Consider the following 23,350-nt stretch of genomic DNA (forward strand, 5'->3'; position numbering starts at 1 on the left):
GGGCTCACCGTCGGCTGCCGCGACGGCGGGTCGCGGTGACCCAGAGGACCATCCCGGTGACGGTCAGCGCCAGACCGCCGGGGAGCAGCAGACTGGCGGTGATGTCGCCGGCTCCACCGCCGAAGCCGGTCGCCGGCCCTCGGCTGGGCTTCATCTGGCGTACGACCTGGATCATGGTGGACGCGGTCTCGCCGCCCCGGCACTCCAGCTTGACCCGGTAGTTGCCGGGGAGGACCCGCTCCTTGACCATCGCGGTGCCGGTCAGCAGCCCGCGCTGCGGCTGCACGGCGACCCGGCCGAACGCGTCCGAGACGACGATGGCGCCCACCGAGTTGTCGTGGCAGCTGGCGCGGAGTCCGACCAGATGGCCCGGTTCCACCAAGCTCGGCGAGACCTCCACGAACACGGTCGGTCCGGGCTGCGACGCGCTCTCAGCCGGACCAGGCAGCCCACCGCCGGTCTGCCCGGCGGCGACCGGCACAACGGCGGCCCGAGCGGATGACGCCGTCAGCAGCGGGGTGGCCAGGACGATCGCGAGCAGTGGAGCGACGGCCACGAGGCTACGCAGCGGAGCGGCGGAGAGCGCCCGACGAGTCCGTCTCGCTGCTGACACGATGCCCCCTCCCGGTGCGCCGGTGCGGTCGCCGGGCACTGCCGGACACCGGTTCTGCCTTTCACCGATGATGGTCTCACCACCGGGCGTACCTCACATCCGGTCCGGCGCGTGCTCGCGTAGGCTCGGTGCGTTGTGACCTCCACCGACCCGACTCCCGCCGTCGCCGCGCCGCACCCGGTGCGGGCGATCCGTACCTACCACCCGCGTCGCGGCCGGATGAGCGGGCGGCAGGTGACGGCGCTGGAGCAGCTCTGGCCGCGGTACGGGCTGCGCGTCGCCGACGCCGACCCGTTCGAACCCGTCGGCCTGTTCGGCCGCCGGGCCCCGCTGGTGGTCGAGATCGGATCCGGCATGGGCGACGCGACCGCCGAGATGGCCGCCGCCGACCCGGATCGAGATTATCTGGCGGTCGAGGTGCACACCCCGGGAATCGCCAACCTGCTGGACCTGATTCACCTTCGTGACCTGGGCAATGTCCGGATCGTCGAGGGCGATGCGATGGAGTTGCTCGACTTGCTGCCGCCCAACTCGCTGGACGCGGTACACGTCTTCTTCCCGGACCCGTGGCCGAAGTCCCGCCACCACAAGCGGCGCCTGATCCAGCCGACGCACGTGGCGCGGTTGCGTTCCCGGCTGGCGGTCGGCGGCACGCTGCACTGCGCCACCGACTGGGCGGAGTACGCCGGGGCGATGCGGACGACCCTGGACGCCGACCCGGGCCTGGTCAACGCCTACGACGGCTACGCTCCCCGGCCCGCGAACCGGCCGGTGACCCGGTTCGAGCGACGGGCGCTGCGCGCCGGCCGCCCGATCGCCGACCTGATCTACCGCCGCCGCTGAGCCGAGCACACCGCCCTGGCCGGGCCAGGCGCCAGGGCCCGGTTGGCGTCGCGGCGCGTGATCCAGGCACCATGGACCGGCCATGACACTCACCGCCGCGCTGCCCAAGACCGCCGACCCCGACACCCTCTACGACGCGTTCGCCAGTTGGGCGTCCGAGCGCGGCCTGGACCTCTACCCCCACCAGGAGGAGGCGGTCATCGAGATCGTCTCCGGGGCCAACGTGATCATGAATACGCCGACCGGCTCGGGCAAGAGCCTGGTCGCCGTCGCCGCCCACTTCGCCGCCCTGGCCGACAGCCGGACGACCTTCTACACCGCGCCGATCAAGGCGCTGGTGTCGGAGAAGTTCTTCGCGCTGTGCGAGGTCTTCGGCGCGGAGAACGTCGGCATGCTCACCGGCGACGCCAGCGTCAACGCCGACGCCCCGATCATCTGCTGCACCGCGGAGATCCTGGCCAACCTGGCGTTGCGGGAGGGCAGCCGGGCCGACGTCGGCCAGGTGGTCATGGACGAGTTCCACTTCTACGCCGAGCCGGACCGGGGCTGGGCCTGGCAGGTGCCGCTGATCGAGCTGCCGCAGGCGCAGTTCGTGCTGATGTCGGCCACGCTCGGCGACACCACCCGGTTCGTCGACGACCTGACCCGGCGTACCGGCCGGGCGACCGCCGTCGTCCGTTCGGCCGAGCGGCCGGTCCCGCTGCTCTTCTCGTACGCGATGACGCCGCTGCACGAGACCCTGGAAGAGCTGCTGGACACCAAGCAGGCCCCGGTGTACGTGGTGCACTTCACCCAGGCCGCCGCCCTGGAACGCGCCCAGGCGCTGATGAGCGTCAACGTCTGCACCCGGGCCGAGAAGGACATGATCGCGGCTGCCATCGGCGGGTTCCGGTTCACCTCCGGCTTCGGCAAGACCCTGTCCCGGCTGGTCCGGCACGGCATCGGCGTGCACCACGCCGGGATGCTGCCCAAGTACCGCCGGCTGGTGGAGACCCTCGCCCAGGCCGGGCTGCTCAAGGTCATCTGCGGTACGGACACCCTCGGCGTCGGGATCAACGTGCCGATCCGCACGGTGCTGTTCACCGGCCTGTCCAAGTACGACGGGGTACGGACCCGGCTGCTCAAGGCGCGCGAGTTCCACCAGATCGCGGGCCGGGCCGGCCGGGCCGGCTTCGACACCATCGGCCGGGTCGTCGTACAGGCGCCCGAACACGTCATCGAGAACGAGAAGGCCCTCGCCAAGGCCGGTGACGACCCGAAGAAGCGACGCAAGGTGGTACGCAAGAAGCCGCCGGAGGGCTCGATCGGCTGGGGCAAGCCCACCTTCGACCGCCTGGTGGAGGCCGAACCGGAACCGCTCACCTCCAGCTTCCAGGTCAGCCACTCGATGCTCCTCAACGTCATCGGTCGCCCCGGCGACGCGTTCGTGGCCATGCGGCACCTGCTCACCGACAACCACGAGGACGCCGCCGCCCAGCGCCGGCACATCCGCCGGGCCATCGCCATCTACCGGGCGTTACGGGCCGGCGGTGTGGTCGAGGAACTGCCCGAGCCGGACGAGACCGGGCGGCGGGTCCGGCTCACCGTCGACCTGCAACTCGACTTCGCGCTCAACCAGCCGCTGTCGCCGCTCGCGCTGGCCACCATCGAGCTGCTGGACGGCGACTCCCCGTCGTACGCCCTGGATGTGCTGTCGGTGATCGAGTCGATCCTCGACGACCCGCGCCAGGTGCTCTCCGCGCAGCAGTTCAAGGCTCGTGGCGAGGCGGTCGCCGCGATGAAGGCCGAGGGCATCGAGTACGAGGCCCGCCTCGAACTGCTCGACGAGGTGACCTGGCCCAAGCCGCTCGCGGAGCTGCTGGAGAACGCCTACGAGATGTACCGGCGGGGGCACCCGTGGGTGGCCGACCACCAGCTCTCCCCCAAGTCCGTGGTGCGGGACATGTACGAGCGGGCGATGACCTTCACCGAGTACGTGCAGTTCTACGGCCTGTCCCGCTCGGAGGGGCTGGTGCTGCGCTATCTCGCCGACGCGTACAAGACGCTGCGGCAGACGGTGCCCGGGGAGGCCAAGACCGAGGAACTGGTCGACCTGATCGAGTGGCTGGGCGAGCTGGTCCGCCAGGTCGACTCCAGCCTCATCGACGAGTGGGAGCGACTGCGCAACCCGACCGACCTGCCCGAGGTGGCCGCCGCCCTGGACGACCGGCCGGCGGCGGTCACCCGCAACCCGCGGGCGTTCCGGGTGCTGGTGCGCAACGCCCTGTTCCGGCGGGTCGAGTTGGCCGCGCTGCGCCAGTGGGACGCGCTGGGCGAGCTGGACGCCGACTCCGGTTGGCCCGCCGACGCCTGGGCCGACGCCTTGGAGCCCTACTTCGAGTCGTACGACGGGATCGGGACCGGTCCGGACGCCCGCGGCCCGGCGCTGCTGATGATCGAACAGGGTCGGGAGCGCTGGACCGTACGGCAGATTCTGGACGACCCGGAGGGCGATCACGACTGGGGCATCAGCGCCGAGGTCGACCTGGCCGCCTCCGACGAAGCGGGCGCCGCCGTCGTCCGGATCACCGACGTCGGCCAGCTCTGAAAATTTTCCTACGAGGGGCCGTCCGGGATGCCCGGGCGGCCCCTTTCGTACCCTGGGCGATATCAGGCTCGTCGATTAGAATGTATGTACTAATCGAGTTCCTGAACTGGGAGGATGCTCGTGACCGCGCCCATCTCCGCCCCCCTCACGCCGTACGCAACCCTCCTCGGTTTCACCCGGTACGTCGACCGCACCGGCCCGACCAAGGCCAGCTTCGTCGGCGGCCTACGCCGACAGCGGGCGAGCCGCTCCGGGTTCAACCCGCACGGCCAGTTCGTCAAGGCCCTCAAGGCCGACATCGCCTTCCACACCGGCGGCACCCACCTGGCGCAGGTGGTCGACGTGGTCAAGCCCCGCTGGCGCCCGCTCTACCAGTCGCTCGTGCCCGGCGCGACGGCGTGGCTGCACTCGCTCGGCGAGCCGGCCGGGGTCGACCTGAACCAGACCCGCGACGCCCTGGCCATGCTCGGCGACCTCCCCATCAAGATCAACCCCCACTTCGGCATCCGGTACGCAGACGGCCACGCCGAGGCGGTCCGCCTGCACTTCGACGAGGCCCCGCCCAGCGAGGAGGCGACACTGGCGGCACTGCACCTGACCGCCCGTCACATGGACGCCGTGCTCCCGCACGCCGAGCCGGTTCTGGTCGACGTACGCCGGGGCATCACCCACCGGATGCCCGACAACGCCAGGCCCGACGAGATCGAACGCTGGCTCGCCGGCGAGGCAGCAGCCTTCCGCGCCATCTGGTCCGCCGCCGCCTGAACCCGACCCGCCCACCCCCACCCCCACCCCCCCACGTCACGTCGCGTCGCGTCGCGTCACGTCACGTCACGTCACGTCGCGTCACGTCACGTCGCGTTGAAGTTGCTCGACCGGTGCCTCGCGTGGCGGCGCAGCGAGGTGGGGTTGCGCGCGGATTGGCGGCGCGGCGCGGGGTTGGGCGGGTCGCGTGGTGTGGTGCGGGTTGGGCGGGTCGCGTGGTGTGGTGCGGGTTGGGCGGGTCGCGTGGTGTGGTGCGGCGGGTTATCCACAGGGGTGTCGGGGAGTACTCCCAGTCGTCCATCGTGGACGACATGCCAACTTCCGCTCGGCGTCCACCGCAACTGCGTGGGCGCGTCTTCCGTGGTTCCCGTGCTGTGGCCCGAGGGCTGCTGACCCGGGGCGAGCTGCGCAGCAGCGCATGGCGCCCGGTCTTCCGGGACGTGTACGCCGACGCACAGCTCACGCTCTCGCACCGCACCCGTTGCCTAGCCGCGGCGCGGTGGGTTCTGCCACCCGGTGCGGTGATCGCCGGTCGGAGCGCCACCGCACTGTTCGGTGCCGGGTTCATCGGGGATGCCGAACCGCTTGACATCCTAGTGCCGACCGGGCTCCGGTTCGGGCCGGTCGCCGGTCTCGCTGTGCACACCGGCGAGGTCGCCGAGATCGACGTGCTGGCGCACGCTGGTATGCCGGTCACCACGCCGCTGCGTACCTGCTGGGATCTGGCTCAATGGCTCAGCGTCGAGGAGGCCGTGGTCGTGGTGGACCGGCTACTCGGCCAGCGACTCGTACGCGCCGATCAGCTGCGGGAAGTGGTGGACCGTCGTCGCGGCGCCCGAGGCTGGAGACGCATGCTTCGGGTGGCACAGCTGGCCGACCCGGGCGCGGAGTCGGCCCAGGAATCGCGGCTGCGAGTGCGGATCCTGCTGGCCGGTCTTCCCCGGCCCGTCACCCAGTTCGTGGTTGAGCGCGACGGCAGGTTCGTCGCCCGGGTCGACCTCGCCTGGCCAAAGCTCAAAATCGCCGTCGAGTACGACGGACTCTGGCACGACGACCCGCAGCAACTCCATCGCGACCGGCGACGCCTCAACCGCCTGCTCGGCGAGGGCTGGATCGTCTTGCACGTGACCGCCCAACGACTCCGCGAGGACTTCGACGGCTTCCTCGCCGAACTCCGCCAAGCCCTCCGTACCCCAACGCGCTGACCCCGCCCACAGACAACCCGCCGCAAGCAGCCACCACCCACAAAGTCGCCCCGCAGTCGCCCCGGAGTCGCCGTGCAGTTTCGGGGAAGATGTCGCCTCGCCGCGACCGGAGGCAGCATCTTCCCCGAAACTGCACGTCTCGTGGATCACGGCTGGGAGCGGGGCGGGCTAGTTGGGGATGGTTGGGGTCAGGTCGGTGACGGGCACGACCTTCGGGTCCTCGGGGTTGCCGACGATGACGCGTAAGGCCGGATAGCGGTCGGCCAGGAGCTGGCGGCACGCGTCGCAGGGGGTGACCAGGGTCTGGCCGCGGTCGCCGACGGTGACGATCGTGTCCAGCTCTGCCACGCCCTGCGTGGCGGCGGTGCCGAGCGCGACAGTCTCGGGGCAGGCCCCTCCCGTCGCGTGCACCACGTTGACTGCGGAGATCACCCGGCCGTCGGCGGTACGGGCCGCCGTGGCGAGGGTGTGGGTGGCGCTGCGGCAACGCAGCTTCGCGACCGCGCTGGCAGCCTGCACCAGCGCCCTATCGGTGTCACGCATCATCATCGGCGTCCCCGTGTCCCGCTCCCGGCCCGGCCCGGCCCGGCGCCCAACGATAGACCTCCCCGTCGACGGTGACACGCCACCGCCCCACCCTGGTACGCCCTGCGCGGCATCGTCGGGAAGGTGTACGTCCCCCTGCCGCTCTGCTTCAACCCACGCATCAGTTACCCGCCGCAACCGTTGCGCCGGGTGAAGCACGGCCGGGTCGAGCAGAGCACGGCCGGGTCGGGCAGAGCACGGCCGGGTCGAGCAGAGCACGGCCGGGTCGAGCAGAGCACGGGAGGTGCCAAGGCCAGCCGGGTCGAGCAAGCCAAGCACGGGCGGGTAACCGGGAGGCGGACCGGCGGTCGGCTGCCTATTCTTGGCCACGATATGCAGAATCCAGCCTCATCCGCCGCGACCGATTCCGTCCGCGAGTTGCAGGGTCGCCTCACTCCGCTGATGTTCCGCGACCAGCGTCACCTGCGCCGTCGGCTCGATGGGCTGCGGAAGCTTCGCGACCCGCAGCGACGCGAGTCGGTGCTGGCGGAGATCGTCGCCGAGACGGCTGCGGCGGAGGGCCGGCTGGAGCGGCGGAAGGCGGCGGTCCCGAAGATCGTCTACCCGGCCAGTCTGCCGGTGAGCGAGCGTAAGGACGACATCGCGGCGGCGATCCGCGACCACCAGGTGGTGATCGTGGCGGGGGAGACCGGCTCGGGCAAGACCACCCAGTTGCCGAAGATCTGCCTGGAGCTGGGGCGCGGCATCGGCGGCCTGATCGGGCACACCCAGCCCCGGCGGCTGGCCGCGCGTACGGTGGCCGACCGGATCGCCGAGGAGTTGGGGACCGAACTCGGTGACGTGGTCGGCTACAAGGTGCGCTTCACCGATCAGGTGGGCGAGAAGAGCCTGGTCAAGTTGATGACCGACGGCATTTTGCTGGCCGAGTTGCAGACCGACCGGATGCTGCGCCAGTACGACACGTTGATCATCGACGAGGCGCACGAGCGCAGCCTCAACATCGACTTCATTCTCGGGTACCTCCGGCAGCTCCTCCCCCGCCGTCCCGACCTCAAGGTGATCATCACCTCGGCGACCATCGAGACCGACCGGTTCGCCCGGCACTTCGCCGGGCCGCCGACCGCCGAGCATCCCGACGGCGAGCCGGCCCCGGTGGTGGAGGTCTCCGGCCGGACCTACCCGGTGGAGGTGCGCTACCGGCCACTGGTCGAGGTCGCCGAAGGCGACGAGGAGGAAGCCGACGAGGAGAACGTCCGCGACCAGATCCAGGCCATCGGTGACGCCGTCGAGGAACTGGCCGCCGAGGGGCCGGGTGACATCCTCGTCTTCCTCAGCGGTGAGCGGGAGATCCGGGACACCGCCGAGGCGCTGGGCAGGCTGGTGCAGAACCGGCGGCCCCTGCACAACACCGAGATCCTGCCGCTGTACGCCCGGCTCAGCGTCGCCGAGCAGCACCGGGTCTTCGCCCCGCACGGCGGACGCCGGGTGGTGCTGGCCACGAACGTCGCGGAAACCTCGCTGACCGTGCCCGGCATCAAGTACGTGGTCGATCCCGGCACCGCCCGGATCTCCCGCTACTCGCAGCGGCTGAAGGTGCAGCGGCTGCCGATCGAGCCGATCTCGCAGGCCAGCGCCAACCAGCGCAAGGGCCGCTGCGGGCGTACCTCGGACGGCATCTGCATCCGGCTCTACGACGAGCAGGACTTCGACTCCCGTGCCGCGTTCACCGACCCGGAGATCCTGCGGACCAACCTGGCCTCGGTCATCCTCCAGATGACCGCCATCGGCCTGGGCGACATCGCCGCCTTCCCGTTCATCGACCCGCCGGACCGGCGCAACATCACCGACGGCGTGAACCTGCTGCACGAACTGGGTGCGCTCGATCCGGCCGAGAGCGAGCCGACGAAACGGCTCACCACGCTCGGCCGGCGGCTGGCCCAGTTGCCGGTCGACCCCCGCCTGGCCCGGATGGTCCTGGAGGGCGAGCGCAACGGCTGCGCCACCGAGGTGATGGTGATCGCCGCGGCCCTGTCGATCCAGGATCCGCGCGAGCGGCCGGCGGACAGGCAGGCCCAGGCCGACCAGGCACACGCCCGGTTCGCCGACGCCGAGTCCGACTTCGTCGCGTACCTCAACCTGTGGCGGTACCTGCGGGAGCAGCAGCGGGCGCTCTCCTCCAGCGCGTTCCGCCGGATGTGCCGGGCCGAGTACCTCAACTATCTGCGGGTCCGGGAGTGGCAGGACATCGTCAGCCAGTTGCGGCAGGTGCTGCGTACCCCTGACGACAAGAGCCGGGGACGTGGTCGGCGGGGCGGCGCGGACGGTGCGCCCGACGGCGGCGGGCGACGGCAGGGCGGCGCGGACCTGCCGGAGGAGATCGACACACCGAAGGTGCACCAGTCGCTGTTGCCGGGCCTGCTGTCGCACGTCGGTCTCAAGGACGCCCAGAAACACGAGTACCTGGGCGCGCGCGGGGCGAAGTTCGCCCTGTTCCCGGGCTCGGCGCTGTTCCGCAAGCCGCCCCGCTGGGTGATGGCCGCCGAGTTGGTGGAGACCTCCCGGCTGTGGGGGCGGGTGAACGGGCGGATCGAGCCGGAGTGGGTCGAGCCGCTCGCTCAGCATCTGGTCAAGCGCAGCTACAGCGAGCCGCACTGGGAGAAGAAGCAGGCGGCGGTGATGGCGTACGAGAAGGTCACCCTCTTCGGCGTTCCGCTGGTCACCTCCCGCAAGGTCAACTTCGGCCGGATCGACCCGACGCTGAGCCGGGAGTTGTTCGTCCGGCACGCGCTGGTGGAGGGCGACTGGTCCACCCACCACCAGTTCTGGCGGGACAACCAGCGGCTGCTGACCGAGATCGAGGAGTTGGAGAACCGGGCTCGGCGGCGCGACATCCTGGTCGACGACGAGACGATCTTCCAGTTCTACGACGAGCGGATTCCGGCCGAGGTGGTCTCCGGGCGGCACTTCGACAGTTGGTGGAAGAAGACCCGCCGGGAGCAGCCCGAACTGCTCACCTTCACTCGGGAACTGCTGGTCAACGCGGGTCGCGGCGGGCTGAACGGGGCCGACTACCCCGACGAGTGGCGGGCCGACGGGGTGGCGCTGCCGCTGACGTACACGTTCGACCCGGGTACGGCGACCGACGGCGTGACGGTGGACATCCCGCTTCCGTTGCTCAACCAGGTGCCCGCCGAGAGCTTCGACTGGCAGGTGCCGGGGCTGCGTGAGGAGTTGGTCGTCGCGCTGATCCGGTCGCTGCCGAAGCCGGTACGGCGCAACTTCGTGCCGGTCCCCGACTACGCCCGCGCCGCGCTCGCCGCGATCACCCCGGGTGAGGAGCCGCTGCTGGACGCGCTGACCCGGCAGTTGCGGCGGATGACCGGGGTGACCGTGCCCCGGGACGCCTGGGATCTGGCCAAGCTGCCGCCGCACCTGCGGGTCACCTTCCGAGTGCTCGGTGACGACGACACACCGGTCGCCGAGGGCAAGGACCTGCCGGCCCTGCAGCGTCAACTCAAGGCCGAGGTACGTCAGGTGGTGGCCGCCGCCGCGCCGGAGCTGGCCCGCACGGGGCTGACCGGCTGGGAGATCGGCACGCTGCCACGCACCATCGAGCAGGTACGGGCCGGGTACGCGGTGACCGCCTACCCGGCGCTGGTGGACGAGGGCGCCACGGTCGGCGTGAAGGTGTTCGACTCCCCGGCCGAGCAGGAGGCCGCCCACTGGGCGGGTACCCGTCGGCTGCTGCGGCTGACCGTGCCGTCGCCGGCGAAGTTCCTCCAGGGGCGACTGAGCAACGAGGCGAAGCTGGCGTTGTCCCGCAACCCGCACGGCGGGGTGCAGGCGTTGATCGAGGACGCGGCCGGCGCGGCGATCGACAGGCTGATCGCCGACGCGGGCGGGCCGGTCTGGGACGAGTCGGGTTTCGCCGCGCTGCGCGAGAAGGTCCGGGCTGAGCTGGTCGACACGGTGGTGGCGGTGATGGACCGGGTCCGGGCGGTGCTCGCCGCCGCGTACGCGGTGCAGCAGCGCCTCGGCGCGACGAGGAACCTGGCCGTGGTGGCCGCCCTGGCCGACATCCGCAACCAGCTCACCGGTCTCGTGCGCGCCGGCTTCGTCACCGAGGCCGGCTACGCCCGGCTGCCCGACCTGCTGCGCTACCTGACCGCGATCGAGCGTCGACTGGACCGGCTGCCGGGTAACCCGGCCCGGGACAAGCAGCAGCAGGACCGCGTGGCGGTGGTGCAACGCGAGTACGACGAGCTGCTCGCCGCCCTGCCCCCGGCACGCCGCGGTTCCCCCGCAGTGCGCCAGATCCGCTGGATGATCGAGGAACTGCGAGTGAGCATCTTCGCCCAGGCCCTCGGCACCCCCCACCCCGTCTCCGAGCAACGCATCTACCGCGCCATGGACGACGCCGAAACCCCCCAACCTCGTTGATCATGAAGTTGGCGGCACTTCTGAGATCGAAAACCGCCGACAACCTCATGATCAACAAGGACTAGGGCAGGGGTTCGACACCGGGGGGCAGTTGGGCGGCGGCGGTGGCGGTGTGCACGTAGTCGAGCAGGATGCGGCGTAGCTCGCGGCCGGCGTGGGTGGGCACCGCGTTCCGGCGGCGGGCCACGGCGATGGTGCGGCGTACGCCCGGAGGAGCGAGCCGGGTGACCCGGATGCCGGCCCGGCGGGCCACCACCATGCCGGGGACCACGGCGATGCCCAGCCCGGCCTCGACGAAGCTGAGCACCGCGTCCATCTCCCCGCCGTCGACCGACAGGGTCGGTTCGAAGCCGGCGTCCCGGCACGCCTGAAGGGTGGCGTCGCGCAGGTCGTACCCTTCGCGGAACATCACCATCGGCTGCTCGCGCAGATCGGTGATGCGCAGGTCGGCGCCGGGCGTGGCGGTGGGCACCGGGTCGACCGACGCGACCACCAGGTTCTCGGTGAGGATCGGGTCGGCCCGTAGGCCGGGATCGGTGCCCTGAGCGGGCATGATGATCAACGCGAGGTCGAGGTCGCCCCGGAGCAGGTCACGGACGAGGTCCTGCGAGCCGCCCTCCTCCATCCGCAGGTCGACGGTCGGGTGGGCGTCGCGGAACCGGCGGAGCACCGGCGGGGCGAGGGAAGTGGCGAGGCTGGGGGTGGCGCCGAGGCGTACCCGGCCACGCCGCAGGCCGACCAGTTCCTGCACCTCCCGGGTGGCGGTCTCGACGTCGGCCAGGATCCGCTTGGCCAACGGCAGCAGCACTTCCCCCGCCGCGGTCAGCGTTATGTTGCCCCTTACCCGCTCGAACAGAGGTGCGCCGAGAGTGTCCTCCAACGCGTGAATTTGCTTACTCAATGAGGGCTGGGTGATGCCCACGATGTCGGCCGCTTGGGTGAAATGTCGTACTTCAGCCACCGCGACGAAGTACTTCAGCTGATGGAGCTGCATCTACATAGCTTATGGCTATCAAGGCTGCGGTGTCGATGCATTGGACGACTGATCGAAGTGCTCCTAGCGTCGGTTGAGTGGTAGTCACGACGAGAACCCGCTCGCCCATCCGATCCAATGTCGGCCTCAAGGCCGTCATGGCGGCGACGGGCATCCTGCTGGTGCTGTTCCTCATCGCCCACATGGTGGGCAACCTGAAGATCTTCTCGGGCGCGACCTCGTTCGACCACTACGCGCACTGGTTGCGGGACCTCGGCGTCCCAGTGCTGCCCAGCACCGGGTTCCTGTGGATCCAGCGGGTCGGCCTGCTGGCGGCGGTGCTGCTGCACATCTGGGCCGCCACCGTCCTGGCTCTGCGCGCCCGCGCCGCCCGCCCGGTCCGCTACGCGCACCGCAAGAAGGTCCGGGGCAGCTACGCGGCCCGGACCATGCGGTGGGGCGGCGTGATCATCCTGCTCTTCGTGATCTACCACATCCTCGACCTGACCACCGGCACGCTGAACCCGGTCGGCGACCCGTCCCGGCCGTCCGCGAACGTGGTCGCCAACTTCGCCCCGGAGCGCTGGTACGTCACGGCCTTCTACATGCTGGCGATCGTCACGCTCGGCTTCCACCTGCGGCACGGCGCGTTCAGCGCACTGCGCAGCCTGGGCCAGCAGACCCCGCGCGGCGAGCAGCGGGCACGGGTGGTGGCGCTGGTCTTCGCCGTCGCGCTCTGCGCCGGCTTCCTCGTGGTGCCGCTCGCCGTACTCACCGGATTGGTGTCCTGACCATGGATCTGTTCACCGACGGCGACCCGATCGCCGACACCAGGGCTCCCGACGGCCCGATCGAGACCCGCTGGGAACGTCACCGCTTCGAGGCGAAGCTGGTCAACCCGGCCAACCGCCGCAAGATGACGGTGATCGTGGTCGGCACCGGCCTCGCCGGTGGCTCCGCCGCGGCCACGCTCGCCGAGCAGGGCTACCGGGTCAAGTCGTACTGCTACCAGGACAGCCCCCGCCGGGCGCACTCGATCGCCGCGCAGGGTGGCATCAACGCCGCCAAGAACTACCGCAACGACGGCGACTCGGTGCACCGGCTCTTCTACGACACCGTCAAGGGCGGTGACTTCCGCTCCCGCGAGTCGAACGTGCACCGGCTGGCCGAGGTCTCGGTCAACATCATCGACCAGTGCGTCGCGCAGGGCGTGCCCTTCGCCCGCGAGTACGGCGGTCTGCTCGACACCCGGTCGTTCGGCGGCGCGCAGGTGCAGCGCACCTTCTACGCCCGGGGCCAGACGGGCCAGCAGCTGCTGCTCGGGGCGTACCAGGCGTTGGAGCGGCAGATCGGCCTGGGCAACGTGGAGATGAACGCCCGGCACGAGATGCTGGAGCTGATCGTCGTCGACGGCAAGGCCCGGGGCATCGTGGTCCGGGACATGGTCACCGGCGAGATCACCACGGAGTTCGCCGACGCCGTGGTGCTCGCCTCCGGCGGCTACGGCAACGTCTTCTACCTCTCCACCAACGCCAAGGGCTGCAACGTCACGGCCACCTGGCGGGCGCACCGCAAGGGCGCGTACTTCGCCAACCCCTGCTACACCCAGATCCACCCGACCTGCATCCCGGTCTCCGGCGACCACCAGTCGAAGCTGACCCTGATGAGCGAGTCGCTGCGCAACGACGGCCGGGTGTGGGTGCCGAAGGCCAAGGGTGACGACCGCGTCCCGCGCGACATCCCCGAGGACGAACGCGACTACTACCTGGAGCGCATCTACCCGTCCTTCGGCAACCTGGTGCCCCGGGACATCGCCTCCCGGGCCGCGAAGAACGTCTGCGACGAGGGTCGGGGTGTCGGCCCGACGAAGCTCGGGGTCTACCTCGACTTCGCCGACGCCATCGACCGGCTGGGCCGCAAGGCCATCGAGGCCAAGTACGGCAACCTCTTCGAGATGTACGAGCGGATCACCGGCGAGGACCCGTACGAGGTGCCGATGCGGATCTACCCCGCCGTGCACTACACGATGGGCGGCCTCTGGGTCGACTACGACCTCCAGTCGACCATCCCGGGCCTGTTCGTCATCGGTGAGGCGAACTTCTCCGACCACGGCGCGAACCGGCTCGGCGCCTCGGCGCTGATGCAGGGCCTGGCCGACGGGTACTTCGTGCTGCCCAACACGGTCGCCAACTACCTCGCCGCCGCCGGCCCGTTCGACAAGGTCGACGCGACCCACCCGGCGGCCGTCGAGGCCCGTCGCGACGTGGAGGACCGCGTCCAGCGACTGCTCGCGATCAACGGTGACCGGACGGTGGACTCGTTCCACCGCGAGCTGGGCCAGATCATGTGGGAGCACTGCGGCATGGAGCGCTCCGAGGCCGGGCTGCGCAAGGCGATCGACGAGATCCGTGGCCTGCGGGACCAGTTCTGGCAGCGGGTCCGGGTGCCGGGCAACGGCGAGGGCTTGAACCAGTCGCTGGAGAAGGCCGGCCGAGTCGCCGACTTCTTCGAGCTGGCCGAGCTGATGTGCATCGACGCCCTGCACCGGGAGGAGTCCTGCGGCGGCCACTTCCGCGCCGAGCACCAGACCCCCGAGGGCGAGGCGCAGCGCGACGACGACCGGTTCGCGTACGTCGCGGCCTGGGAGTTCACCGCCACGGGTGAGCCCTCGGTGCTGCACAAGGAGAACCTGAACTTCGAATACGTCCACCCCACGCAGCGGAGCTACAAGTGAACCTGACCCTGCGCATCTGGCGTCAGTCCGGCCCTCAGGACCCGGGTCGGATGGTGAAGTACCAGGTCGACGACGTCTCCCCGGACATGTCGTTCCTGGAGATGCTCGACGTGCTCAACGAGCGGCTCATCCTCGCCGGTGAGGAGCCGGTCGCCTTCGACCACGACTGCCGTGAGGGCATCTGCGGCATGTGCGGTCTCATGATCAATGGGGACGCGCACGGCCCGCAGCGCGGCACCACCGCCTGCCAACTGCACATGCGGCAGTTCTCCGACGGCGAAACCATCGACATCGAGCCGTGGCGGGCTCGGGCCTTCCCGGTCATCAAGGACCTGGTGGTCGACCGCAACGCCTTCGACAAGATCATCGCTGCCGGCGGTTACGTCACCGCGCCCACCGGCAGCGCACCGGAGGCGCACGCCGTGCCGGTGGCCAAGGCCGACGCCGACGCCGCCTTCGAGTCGGCCGCCTGCATCGGCTGCGGCGCCTGCGTGGCGGCCTGCCCGAACGGCTCCGGGATGCTGTTCACCGCAGCCAAGGTCACTCAGCTCTCGCTACTCCCCCAGGGCCAGCCGGAGCGCTACACCCGGGTGATCGACATGGTCGACGCGCACGACGAGGCCGGCTTCGGCGGCTGCACCAACGCCGGCGAATGCACAGTGGTCTGCCCGAAGGGCATCCCGCTGACCACCATCGGCCGCCTCAACCGCGACTACCTGGCGGCCACCACCCGCCACGCCGACACCCCCGGCACCTGACCGCCGCCCGACCCGATCCTCTCCGTCGATCATGAGGTTGGCGGCAGTTTGAAGATCAACGACTGCCGCCAACCTCATGATCAACCTCTGCGGAGGGGGGTGGAGGGGGTGGGGGGCGGTTGAAGGGTGTTGTCGCGGGTAGCAGGTTGACTACAGGGGTGGCGGCGACGAGGGGGCGGCATGCGGGCACTGACCTGGCAGGGCAAGCGGGACCTACGGGTCGCGGACGTGCCCGACCCGAGGATCGAGGATCCGACCGACGCGATCGTACGGATCACCTCCACCGCCATCTGCGGCTCCGACCTGCACCTGTACGAAGTCCTCGGGCCGTACCTCAAGCCGGGTGACATCCTCGGCCACGAGCCGATGGGCATCGTCGAGGAGGTCGGGTCGGAGGTGACCCGACTCAAGCCCGGCGACCGGGTGGTGGTGCCGTTCAACATCGCCTGCGGATCCTGCTGGATGTGCCAGCGGCAGCTCTACGCCCAGTGCGAGACCACCCAGGTCACCGCCGAGGGCAAGGGCGCCGCGCTGTTCGGCTACACCTCCCTCTACGGCTCGGTGCCCGGCGGGCAGGCCCAGTTCCTCCGCGTCCCGTTCGCCCAGTTCGGCCCGATCAAGGTGCCGGACGACGGACCGGACGAGCGGTGGCTCTACCTCTCCGACATCCTGCCGACCGCCTGGCAGGCGGTGAAGTACGCCGACACCCCACGCGGCGGCACCCTGGCGGTCTTCGGGCTGGGGCCGGTCGGGCAGTTCTGTGCCCGCATCGGCCGCCACCTCGGCGCGGACCGGGTGATCGGCCTCGACGTGGTGCCCGAGCGGCTGGAGATGGCCCGCCGGCACGGCGTGGAGGTGCTGGACATCTCCCAGCTCGACGACGTGCCCGGCACGTTGATCGACCTGGCGGACGGGCGCGGGCCGGACGCGGTGATCGACGCGGTCGGGATGGAGTCGCACGGCGCGCCGCTGGGCAAGCTCGGCCAGGCCGCCGCCGGGCTGCTGCCGGACAAGCTCGCCCAGCCGATGATCGACAAGTTCGGGATCGACCGGCTGGTCGCGCTCAAGGCCGCGCTCAAGGCCACCCGGCGCGGCGGCACCGTCTCCATCTCCGGGGTGTACGGCGGCGAGGTCGACCCGTTGCCGCTGATGGAGATGTTCGACCGGGGCATCCAGGTGCGGATGGGTCAGTGCCACGTGCGGCGCTGGACCGACGAGATCATCCCGCTGCTCACCGACGAGGACCCGCTCGGCGTGACCGACCTGCGTACCCACCGGCTGCCGCTGGAGCAGGCGCCGCAGGCGTACGAGATGTTCCAGAAGAAGCAGGACGGCTGTGTGAAGGTCGTTCTCGCCCCGTGAGCCCGTTGACGGGATCGCTCGCGTCGATCCTTCGGCCGAGTGACCTTTCGGATGGACCGCAGGACCGCGCCCGGCCTGGGCACCGTGGCGACGGCCGGCACCGTGTTCGGCACCGCGATGCCCGCCGCCGCTGACGCCACCGCGCAGGCGAGCACGGGCGGCGGGTCGGGCAGTGATCGCCAACGGCTCGCCGCCCGGATCGCCGCCGCCTTCCAACGGGTGAGCGGCCGAGCCGGCGGGAACTGGCAGGCGTACGTCAGCCTCGCCGGCCCGGACGGGCCGTTGGTCGCGGTGAACGAGGCGGCGGACCTGCGCATCGAGGCGTACAGCGTCAACAAGATCGCCGTGGCGGTCGCGGTGCTGGACAAGGTCGACCGGGGCCTGCTCACCCTCGACCAGCAGGTGGAGGCGACCGAGGCGATCGTGGTGACCGGCGGCGACGGCATCTTCGGCCTGGACGGCGCCTTCCCCAGCCTGGTCACCGTCGGCCACGTCCTGACGAACCTGCTGACCGTCTCCGACGACACCGCGGTACGGCTCTGCGGGCTGGTCTGCCCGGCCGCCGAGGTCAACCAGACCCTGGTCGCCAAGGGCCTCCCGAACACGCAGGTGCGGCCGGTGACCGACCCGAACCGCTTCTTCCTGGGCACCAGCACCCCACGGGAGACCCACGACCTGCTGCGGTCGCTGGTCGCCGGCACCCTGCTCTCCCCCGCCTCGACCGACCGGGTGCTGCGGCTGCTGCGCTCGCCGGTGGCCTTCACCGACGGGGTACGCCGTGAGATGTCCTCCGCCGAACGGGCCCGCGTCGCCACCAAGGCCGGCTGGTTCGTCGACGCCCGACACGAAGCGGGAGTGATCTTCGACACTGCCGGTGCGCCACTGGTGACGTACGCCCTCTTCGCCGACGGGCAGTCCGGCGCGGACGACTTCGGCGCCACCCACCCCGCCGTACAGGCACGGGCCCGGTGGGGTCGGCGGGTCATGGACCTCACCGCCGGTCTCGACGGCACCGGAACCACCCACCGCAAGCACACGTACCGCCCCAGCAACGGCGGCTGAACCCGACCGGTACGGCTACCGTGGACCTCGGATCAACCGAGGGGGGACCATGCGGGCGCCAAACAAGCCGAGCGGACGGACGACCGGTCGGCGGATCACCGGCTCGGTGGCGGGCCTGGCCGCGTTGGCCGGGCTCGCCGGAGCGGCCTGGGCCGCGCGGAACGTGCCCGCCGCGATCGGCGGCCGGCTGGCCGGCACCCGCGCCGAACGGGCGGCCCGGTCACCGCAGTTCCGGGACGGCATCTTCCACAACCGGACGGACACCCGCACGATGGTGCCCGTCTCCGACCGCAACCTGTTCCGGGAACTGCTCCTCGGCAAGCAGAAGCGTCGGCCGGGCGCACCCGTGCCGCTGCTGCGACCGGCCGCCGAGACCGGGATCGACCCGGCGCGCGAGCTGAACGTCGTCTGGTACGGCCACGCCTCCGCCCTGATCGAGATCGAGGGACGACGGGTGCTGCTGGACCCGGTGTGGAGCGACAGGTGCTCCCCGTCGACCGCGGTCGGCCCCCGTCGACTGCACGAACCGCCGGTACGCCTCGACGAACTGCCCCGAATCGACGCGATTCTGATCTCGCACGACCACTACGACCACCTCGACATGGGCACGGTGCGGGAACTGACCGCCCGGCAGTCGGCGCCGTTCCTGGTGCCGCTCGGGGTCGGTGCCCACCTCGACCGCTGGGGGGTACCGGCGGAGCGGATCATCGAGCTGGACTGGTCGCAGACCCACCGGGTGGCCGGGCTGGAGATCACCTGCACCGCCGCCCAGCACTTCTCCGGCCGGGGCCTGCGCCGCAACGGCACGCTGTGGAGTTCCTGGGTGGTCGCCGGCCAGCAGCGCCGCGTCTACTACACCGGAGACTCCGGCTACTTCGGCGGGTACGCCGAGATCGGCGCCGCGCACGGGCCGTTCGACGTGACGCTGATGCAGATCGGCGCATACGACCGGGCCTGGCCGGGCATCCACATGTTCCCCGAGGAGGCGGTGACCGCCCACCTGGACCTTCGCGGTGGGCTGTTCCTGCCGGTGCACTGGGGCACGTTCAACCTCGCCCTGCACGACTGGTCCGAGCCGGTGGACCGGCTCTGGGCCGAGGCGAAGGCCCGCGACGTGCGGCTGGCCGTGCCGCGCCCCGGTGAGCGGGTGGTGGTCGACGACCCGCCGCCGGTCGACGGCTGGTGGCAGGCCATCGCCTGAGCCGCCGACGGCCCGGGGTCACCGAGCCCGGCCCGTCTCAGAGGACGAAGGCGTCGGTCCAGAGGGCGCCGGAGCGGCCGGACAGCGCGTCCAGCATCGCCACCGCCTGACCGTCGGTGAGCTGGGCGACGAAGTCCACGGTGGCCCGGCCGCGTGCCTTACCGATCCGGTCCGGGGTACGCGGATGCAGTTCCGCCTCGGCCAGCTCCACCAGGTCGTGCAGCCGCCGGGGCAGCCGGGACTCCTCCTCCGGGTCGAGCAGCCACTCGCGCAGCGCCTCGACCAGGGTGTCGAGCAGTCGGGCCTGACCGCGCTGGTGCAACGCCAGGTCGGGACGGGCCAGCACGAACCGGTAATGCACGAACTTGAGCACCTGCACCTCGTGCCACTGCGCCGGGGCCAGCAGCACGTGCCCGGAGCGTACGGCGGGCTGCTCGACGACGGTGATCGCGTCCACGAAGCGGGTGGTCCACCGCGCGGAGAAACGGGCCACGTACTGTTCCGCCTCGATCGAGCCGTCGAACGGCAACGCGAGCAGCCCCTCGACCAGCTCCTCCCGGACATGCTCGACGGCGGCGGCGAACGCCTCGTCATCGGCGACCCAGCCGTCCTTGTGGTGCAGTTGGCGACGTAGCCGCTCGATCGACGAGCCGGGCCGGCGGGCCGACGTGGCCAGCGCGGAATCGGTGATCGCCCGCAGCTGGCCGTTCTCACGCTGCCAGGCCATCAGCTCGGCGGCCACCGTTCCCTGCTGGAGCACACCGACCCGGTAGAAGTCCTCCACGTCGTGGATGGCGTACGCGATGTCGTCGGCGGTGTCCATCACCGACGCCTCGACGGTCTGCTGCCAGTCGGCGATCCGGCCGGCGAACGGTGCCCGGGCCTGCCGCAGGTCGTCCAGCTCCGTGCGGTACGCCCCGAACTTCAGCGACCCGCTGTCCGGGTCGTCCGGCGGCGGGGTCGCGCCGCGCGGCGGCGGATCCATCGTCCGGGGGTGTGGGTCGGGGTGGTCCAGCCGGGTCCACGGGTACTTCAGCATGGCCGCCCGCACCGCGGCGGTCAGATCCAGGCCGGTGGTCGCCGCGCCCCGGATCTCGGTCGAGGTGACGATCCGGTACGACTGGGCGTTGCCCTCGAACCCGTCGGTCAGGCCGAGCCGGTGCCGGGCCAGCCGGTCCAGCACCCGCTCCCCCAGATGTCCGAAGGGCGGGTGCCCGAGGTCGTGGGCGAGCGCGGCGGCCTCCACCACGTCCGGGTCGCAGCCGCCCAGCTTCTCCACCAGGTCGCGTTGCTGGCCGTCGGCGGTGAGCCGTTCGGCGATCGCCCGGGCCACCTGGGCGACCTTGAGGCTGTGGGTGAGCCGGTTGTGCACCAGTAGCCCGGACCCGCCCGGGCTGACCACCTGGGTGACGCCGCCGAGCCGGGTGAAGAACGGCGAGCCGACGATGCGGTCCCGGTCGGCCCGGAACGGGCTGGTCGCCAGGTCGCCGAGGGCCCGCGCGCTGCCGCCGAAGAGTCGGCGCGCCCGGGGGTCCGCAGGTGGTTCCATGATCGCCACGGTAGCCCGGCAGAATGCACCACGGAACCCACACCCGAAGGCGGAGCGACATCGTGACCCTCTCTGTTCATCAGCGGATCGCCGAGGAACTCGGCGTCGCCGAGCGCCAGGTACGCGCGGCCGTGGAGCTGCTCGACGGTGGTGCCACCGTGCCATTCATCGCGCGGTACCGGAAGGAGGCCACCGGCCTGCTCGACGACACCCAGCTGCGCACGCTGGAGGAGCGCCTGCGGTACCTGCGCGAGCTGGACGAGCGGCGCGCTGCGGTGCTGGAGTCCATCCGCGCCCAGGGCAAGCTCGACGAGGCCCTGGAAGCGCAGATCATGGCGGCCGACTCGAAGTCCCGCCTGGAGGACATCTACCTGCCGTACAAGCCGAAGCGGCGGACCCGGGCGCAGATCGCCCGCGAGGCCGGGCTGGAGCCCCTCGCCGACACGCTGCTCGGCGACCCGACCCAGGACCCGCGCGGGGCCGCCACGGCCTTCGTCGACGCCGACAAGGGGGTGGCCGACGCCGCCGCCGCGCTGGACGGGGCGCGGGCCATCCTGATCGAGCGGTTCGCCGAGGACGCCGACCTGATCGGCACGCTGCGCGAGCAGATGTGGTCGCGGGGCCGGCTGGTGTCCCGGGTACGTGAGGGGCAGGAGAGCGCCGGGGCGAAGTTCGCCGACTACTTCGACTTCGCCGAGCCGTACCCGAAGCTGCCCTCGCACCGCATCCTGGCCATGTTCCGGGGCGAGAAGGAGGGCGTGCTCGACCTGACCATGGACCCGGAGGCCGACGGCGACGTCGACGCGGTGGTGACCGGGCCGACCCGCTACGAGGCCGCCATCGCCGGTCGGTTCGGGGTCAGCGACCAGGGGCGGCCCGCCGACCGCTGGCTCGCCGACACGGTGCGCTGGGCCTGGCGTACCCGGATCCTCATCCACCTCGGCGCGGACCTGCGGATGCGGTTGTGGCAGGCGGCCGAGGAGGAGGCCGTCCGGGTCTTCGCCACCAACCTGCGGGACCTGCTGCTGGCCGCGCCGGCCGGTGCCCGGCCCACGATGGGGCTGGACCCGGGCCTGCGGACCGGAGTGAAGGTGGCGGTGGTGGACGCCACCGGCAAGGTGGTCGCCACCGACACGATCTACCCGCACGAGCCGCGCCGGCAGTGGGACGCCTCGCTGCACACCCTGGCCACGCTGGCCGCCGCGCACGGGGTCGAGCTGGTCGCCATCGGCAACGGCACCGCCAGCCGGGAGACCGACAAGCTGGCCGGTGACCTGATCAAGCGGCACCCGGAGCTGAAGCTGACCAAGGTGGTGGTCTCCGAGGCCGGCGCGTCGGTCTACTCGGCGTCCGCGTACGCCGCCCAGGAACTGCCCGGGCTGGACGTGTCGCTGCGCGGCGCGGTCTCCATCGCCCGCCGCCTCCAGGACCCGCTCGCCGAGCTGGTGAAGATCGACCCGCGCTCCATCGGTGTCGGGCAGTACCAGCACGACCTGTCCGAGGTGAAGCTCTCCCGGTCGCTGGACGCCGTGGTGGAGGACTGCGTCAACGGCGTCGGCGTGGACGTCAACACCGCCTCCGCGCCGCTGCTGACCCGGGTCTCCGGCATCGGCGCCGGGCTGGCCGAGAACATCGTGCTGCACCGGGACGCCAACGGCCCGTTCCGCACCCGCGCCGAACTGAAGAAGGTGGCCCGGCTCGGCCCGAAGGCGTTCGAACAGTGCGCGGGCTTCCTGCGCATCCCCGGCGGCGACGACCCGCTGGACTCCTCAAGCGTGCACCCCGAGTCGTACCCGGTGGTGCGCCGGATCCTGGCGAGCACCAGCCAGGACCTGCGCGCGGTCATCGGCAGGAGCACCATCCTGCGAGGGCTGCGGGCGACCGACTTCGTCGACGACACGTTCGGCCTGCCCACCGTCACCGACATCCTCGCCGAGTTGGAGAAGCCGGGCCGCGATCCACGGCCGGAGTTCAAGACGGCGACCTTCGTCGAGGGTGTGGAGAAGATCAGTGACCTGACGCCGGGGATGGTGCTTGAGGGCGTGGTCACCAACGTGGCGGCGTTCGGCGCGTTCGTGGACGTCGGGGTGCACCAGGACGGGCTGGTGCACGTCTCGGCGATGTCCCGCACCTTCGTCAAGGACCCGCGCGACGTGGTCAAGTCCGGCGACGTGGTGAAGGTCAAGGTGCTGGACGTCGACGTGCCGCGCAAGCGGATCTCGCTCACCCTGCGCCTGGATGACGAGTCCGAGCCCGGCACCGGACGTGGTGGCGGCCGGGGCGATGCGGACCAGCAGGGAGGCGGCCGGCAGAGCAGCCAGGGCCGCGGCGGACAGGGCCGTGCCGGGCACAGCGGCCAGGGCGAGGGCGGCCAGGATCGTGGCGGGCAGGGTCGTGGCGGGCAGGGTCGTGGCGGCCAGGATCGTGGCGGGCAGGGCGGTGAGGGCCGTGCCCGGCAGGGCGAGCAGGGCGCTCAGGGCGCTCAGGGCCGTGATCGACAGGGCCGAGGCGGCCACGGCCGCGGTGGGCAGGTGCGCCAAGGCCGGGGCGGTGCCTCCGCGCCCGCCGACGGCGCGATGGCCGACGCGCTACGCCGCGCCGGCCTACTCTGACACGGAGTTCAATACCCGGACAGTTTCGGGGATGTTGCTGCCTCCCAGCCGGGGTTAGGCAGCAACATCCCCGAACGTGCTGCCTCTGAGCGGATTGAGA

Annotated in this window: 16 protein-coding genes; 12 read left to right on the plus strand and 4 right to left on the minus strand. The window is 71.2% G+C overall.

The features are described from left to right. Positions 1-4 precede the first annotated feature (4 nt). A complete protein-coding gene (locus AC2CHE_RS02475) occupies positions 5-613 on the minus strand; it encodes a hypothetical protein (protein ID WP_484503230.1) in 609 nt (202 codons plus the stop codon). Between the two features lie 135 nt (positions 614-748). Here AC2CHE_RS02475 and trmB point away from each other — a divergent pair, with 135 nt between their 5' ends. The 4 genes from trmB (at position 749) to AC2CHE_RS02495 (ending at position 6,013) form a co-directional block, all read left to right on the plus strand. Further along, the gene (gene trmB / locus AC2CHE_RS02480; RefSeq protein WP_484503231.1) at positions 749-1,456 is read left to right on the plus strand and encodes a tRNA (guanosine(46)-N7)-methyltransferase TrmB; all 708 of its coding nucleotides are present in this window, start codon (positions 749-751) and stop codon (positions 1,454-1,456) included. Between the two features lie 82 nt (positions 1,457-1,538). Beyond that, entirely contained in the window at positions 1,539-4,043 is a 2,505-nt protein-coding gene (locus AC2CHE_RS02485; protein WP_484503232.1) for a DEAD/DEAH box helicase, read from the plus strand. A gap of 120 nt (positions 4,044-4,163) precedes the next feature. Then, positions 4,164-4,808 (plus strand): hypothetical protein, encoded by a 645-nt coding sequence (locus tag AC2CHE_RS02490; protein WP_484503233.1) that lies wholly within the window; start codon positions 4,164-4,166, stop codon positions 4,806-4,808. Positions 4,809-5,119: 311 nt separating this feature from the next. Further along, positions 5,120-6,013 (plus strand): endonuclease domain-containing protein, encoded by an 894-nt coding sequence (locus AC2CHE_RS02495; RefSeq protein WP_484503234.1) that lies wholly within the window; start codon positions 5,120-5,122, stop codon positions 6,011-6,013. A 168-nt stretch (positions 6,014-6,181) separates the two neighbouring features. On the opposite strand, the gene AC2CHE_RS02500 is transcribed toward AC2CHE_RS02495, so the two are convergent. Then, positions 6,182-6,556 carry a cytidine/deoxycytidylate deaminase family protein gene (locus AC2CHE_RS02500; RefSeq protein WP_484503235.1) on the minus strand — a complete coding sequence of 125 codons (375 nt, stop codon included), beginning with the start codon at positions 6,554-6,556 and terminating at the stop codon, positions 6,182-6,184. Positions 6,557-6,931: 375 nt separating this feature from the next. Here AC2CHE_RS02500 and hrpA point away from each other — a divergent pair, with 375 nt between their 5' ends. Further along, positions 6,932-10,999: an ATP-dependent RNA helicase HrpA gene (hrpA, locus tag AC2CHE_RS02505; protein ID WP_484503236.1), complete on the plus strand. Its 4,068-nt coding sequence runs from the start codon at positions 6,932-6,934 to the stop codon at positions 10,997-10,999. A gap of 61 nt (positions 11,000-11,060) precedes the next feature. Here hrpA and AC2CHE_RS02510 read toward each other — a convergent pair whose 3' ends face one another. Continuing rightward, the gene (locus AC2CHE_RS02510) at positions 11,061-11,993 is read right to left on the minus strand and encodes a LysR family transcriptional regulator (RefSeq protein WP_484503237.1); all 933 of its coding nucleotides are present in this window, start codon (positions 11,991-11,993) and stop codon (positions 11,061-11,063) included. A gap of 77 nt (positions 11,994-12,070) precedes the next feature. Here AC2CHE_RS02510 and AC2CHE_RS02515 point away from each other — a divergent pair, with 77 nt between their 5' ends. The 6 genes from AC2CHE_RS02515 to AC2CHE_RS02540 all read left to right on the plus strand — a co-directional run bounded on the left by AC2CHE_RS02515 (position 12,071) and on the right by AC2CHE_RS02540 (position 19,089). Then, the gene (locus AC2CHE_RS02515) at positions 12,071-12,763 is read left to right on the plus strand and encodes a succinate dehydrogenase cytochrome b subunit (protein ID WP_484503238.1); all 693 of its coding nucleotides are present in this window, start codon (positions 12,071-12,073) and stop codon (positions 12,761-12,763) included. A gap of 2 nt (positions 12,764-12,765) precedes the next feature. Further along, a complete protein-coding gene (locus AC2CHE_RS02520) occupies positions 12,766-14,706 on the plus strand; it encodes a fumarate reductase/succinate dehydrogenase flavoprotein subunit (protein ID WP_484503239.1) in 1,941 nt (646 codons plus the stop codon). Next, positions 14,703-15,464, plus strand: a complete 762-nt coding sequence (locus AC2CHE_RS02525) for a succinate dehydrogenase/fumarate reductase iron-sulfur subunit (RefSeq protein ID WP_484503240.1) — start codon at positions 14,703-14,705, stop codon at positions 15,462-15,464. Before AC2CHE_RS02520 ends, AC2CHE_RS02525 begins: the two co-directional genes overlap by 4 nt. 180 nt (positions 15,465-15,644) lie before the next feature. Further along, positions 15,645-16,826: a zinc-dependent alcohol dehydrogenase gene (locus AC2CHE_RS02530; protein ID WP_484503241.1), complete on the plus strand. Its 1,182-nt coding sequence runs from the start codon at positions 15,645-15,647 to the stop codon at positions 16,824-16,826. A 51-nt stretch (positions 16,827-16,877) separates the two neighbouring features. Beyond that, positions 16,878-17,888 (plus strand): serine hydrolase, encoded by a 1,011-nt coding sequence (locus AC2CHE_RS02535; protein ID WP_484503242.1) that lies wholly within the window; start codon positions 16,878-16,880, stop codon positions 17,886-17,888. A 49-nt stretch (positions 17,889-17,937) separates the two neighbouring features. Beyond that, positions 17,938-19,089 (plus strand): MBL fold metallo-hydrolase, encoded by a 1,152-nt coding sequence (locus AC2CHE_RS02540; protein WP_484503243.1) that lies wholly within the window; start codon positions 17,938-17,940, stop codon positions 19,087-19,089. A gap of 37 nt (positions 19,090-19,126) precedes the next feature. Here the strand turns inward: AC2CHE_RS02540 and AC2CHE_RS02545 are convergent, their stop codons facing one another. Then, positions 19,127-20,638, minus strand: coding sequence for a deoxyguanosinetriphosphate triphosphohydrolase family protein (locus tag AC2CHE_RS02545; RefSeq protein WP_484503244.1), 1,512 nt, complete (start codon positions 20,636-20,638; stop codon positions 19,127-19,129). A 62-nt stretch (positions 20,639-20,700) separates the two neighbouring features. Between AC2CHE_RS02545 and AC2CHE_RS02550 the strand changes: the two genes are divergently transcribed. After that, a complete protein-coding gene (locus AC2CHE_RS02550; RefSeq protein ID WP_484503245.1) occupies positions 20,701-23,250 on the plus strand; it encodes a Tex family protein in 2,550 nt (849 codons plus the stop codon). The last annotated feature ends 100 nt before the right edge of the window (positions 23,251-23,350 follow it).

The organism is Micromonospora sp. ATLC16 (assembly GCF_057196645.1).

What these genes read in the sequence shown, in the direction of transcription:
- AC2CHE_RS02510 (WP_484503237.1), bottom strand. Translation starts at nt 11,993, where the DNA reads ATGCAGCTCCATCAGCTGAAGTACTTCGTCGCGGTGGCTGAAGTACGA.
- AC2CHE_RS02530 (WP_484503241.1), top strand. Translation starts at nt 15,645, where the DNA reads ATGCGGGCACTGACCTGGCAGGGCAAGCGGGACCTACGGGTCGCGGAC.
- AC2CHE_RS02485 (WP_484503232.1), top strand. Translation starts at nt 1,539, where the DNA reads ATGACACTCACCGCCGCGCTGCCCAAGACCGCCGACCCCGACACCCTC.
- AC2CHE_RS02540 (WP_484503243.1), top strand. Translation starts at nt 17,938, where the DNA reads ATGCGGGCGCCAAACAAGCCGAGCGGACGGACGACCGGTCGGCGGATC.
- AC2CHE_RS02520 (WP_484503239.1), top strand. Translation starts at nt 12,766, where the DNA reads ATGGATCTGTTCACCGACGGCGACCCGATCGCCGACACCAGGGCTCCC.
- hrpA (WP_484503236.1), top strand. Translation starts at nt 6,932, where the DNA reads ATGCAGAATCCAGCCTCATCCGCCGCGACCGATTCCGTCCGCGAGTTG.
- AC2CHE_RS02495 (WP_484503234.1), top strand. Translation starts at nt 5,120, where the DNA reads ATGCCAACTTCCGCTCGGCGTCCACCGCAACTGCGTGGGCGCGTCTTC.
- AC2CHE_RS02500 (WP_484503235.1), bottom strand. Translation starts at nt 6,556, where the DNA reads ATGCGTGACACCGATAGGGCGCTGGTGCAGGCTGCCAGCGCGGTCGCG.
- AC2CHE_RS02535 (WP_484503242.1), top strand. Translation starts at nt 16,878, where the DNA reads ATGGACCGCAGGACCGCGCCCGGCCTGGGCACCGTGGCGACGGCCGGC.
- AC2CHE_RS02545 (WP_484503244.1), bottom strand. Translation starts at nt 20,638, where the DNA reads ATGGAACCACCTGCGGACCCCCGGGCGCGCCGACTCTTCGGCGGCAGC.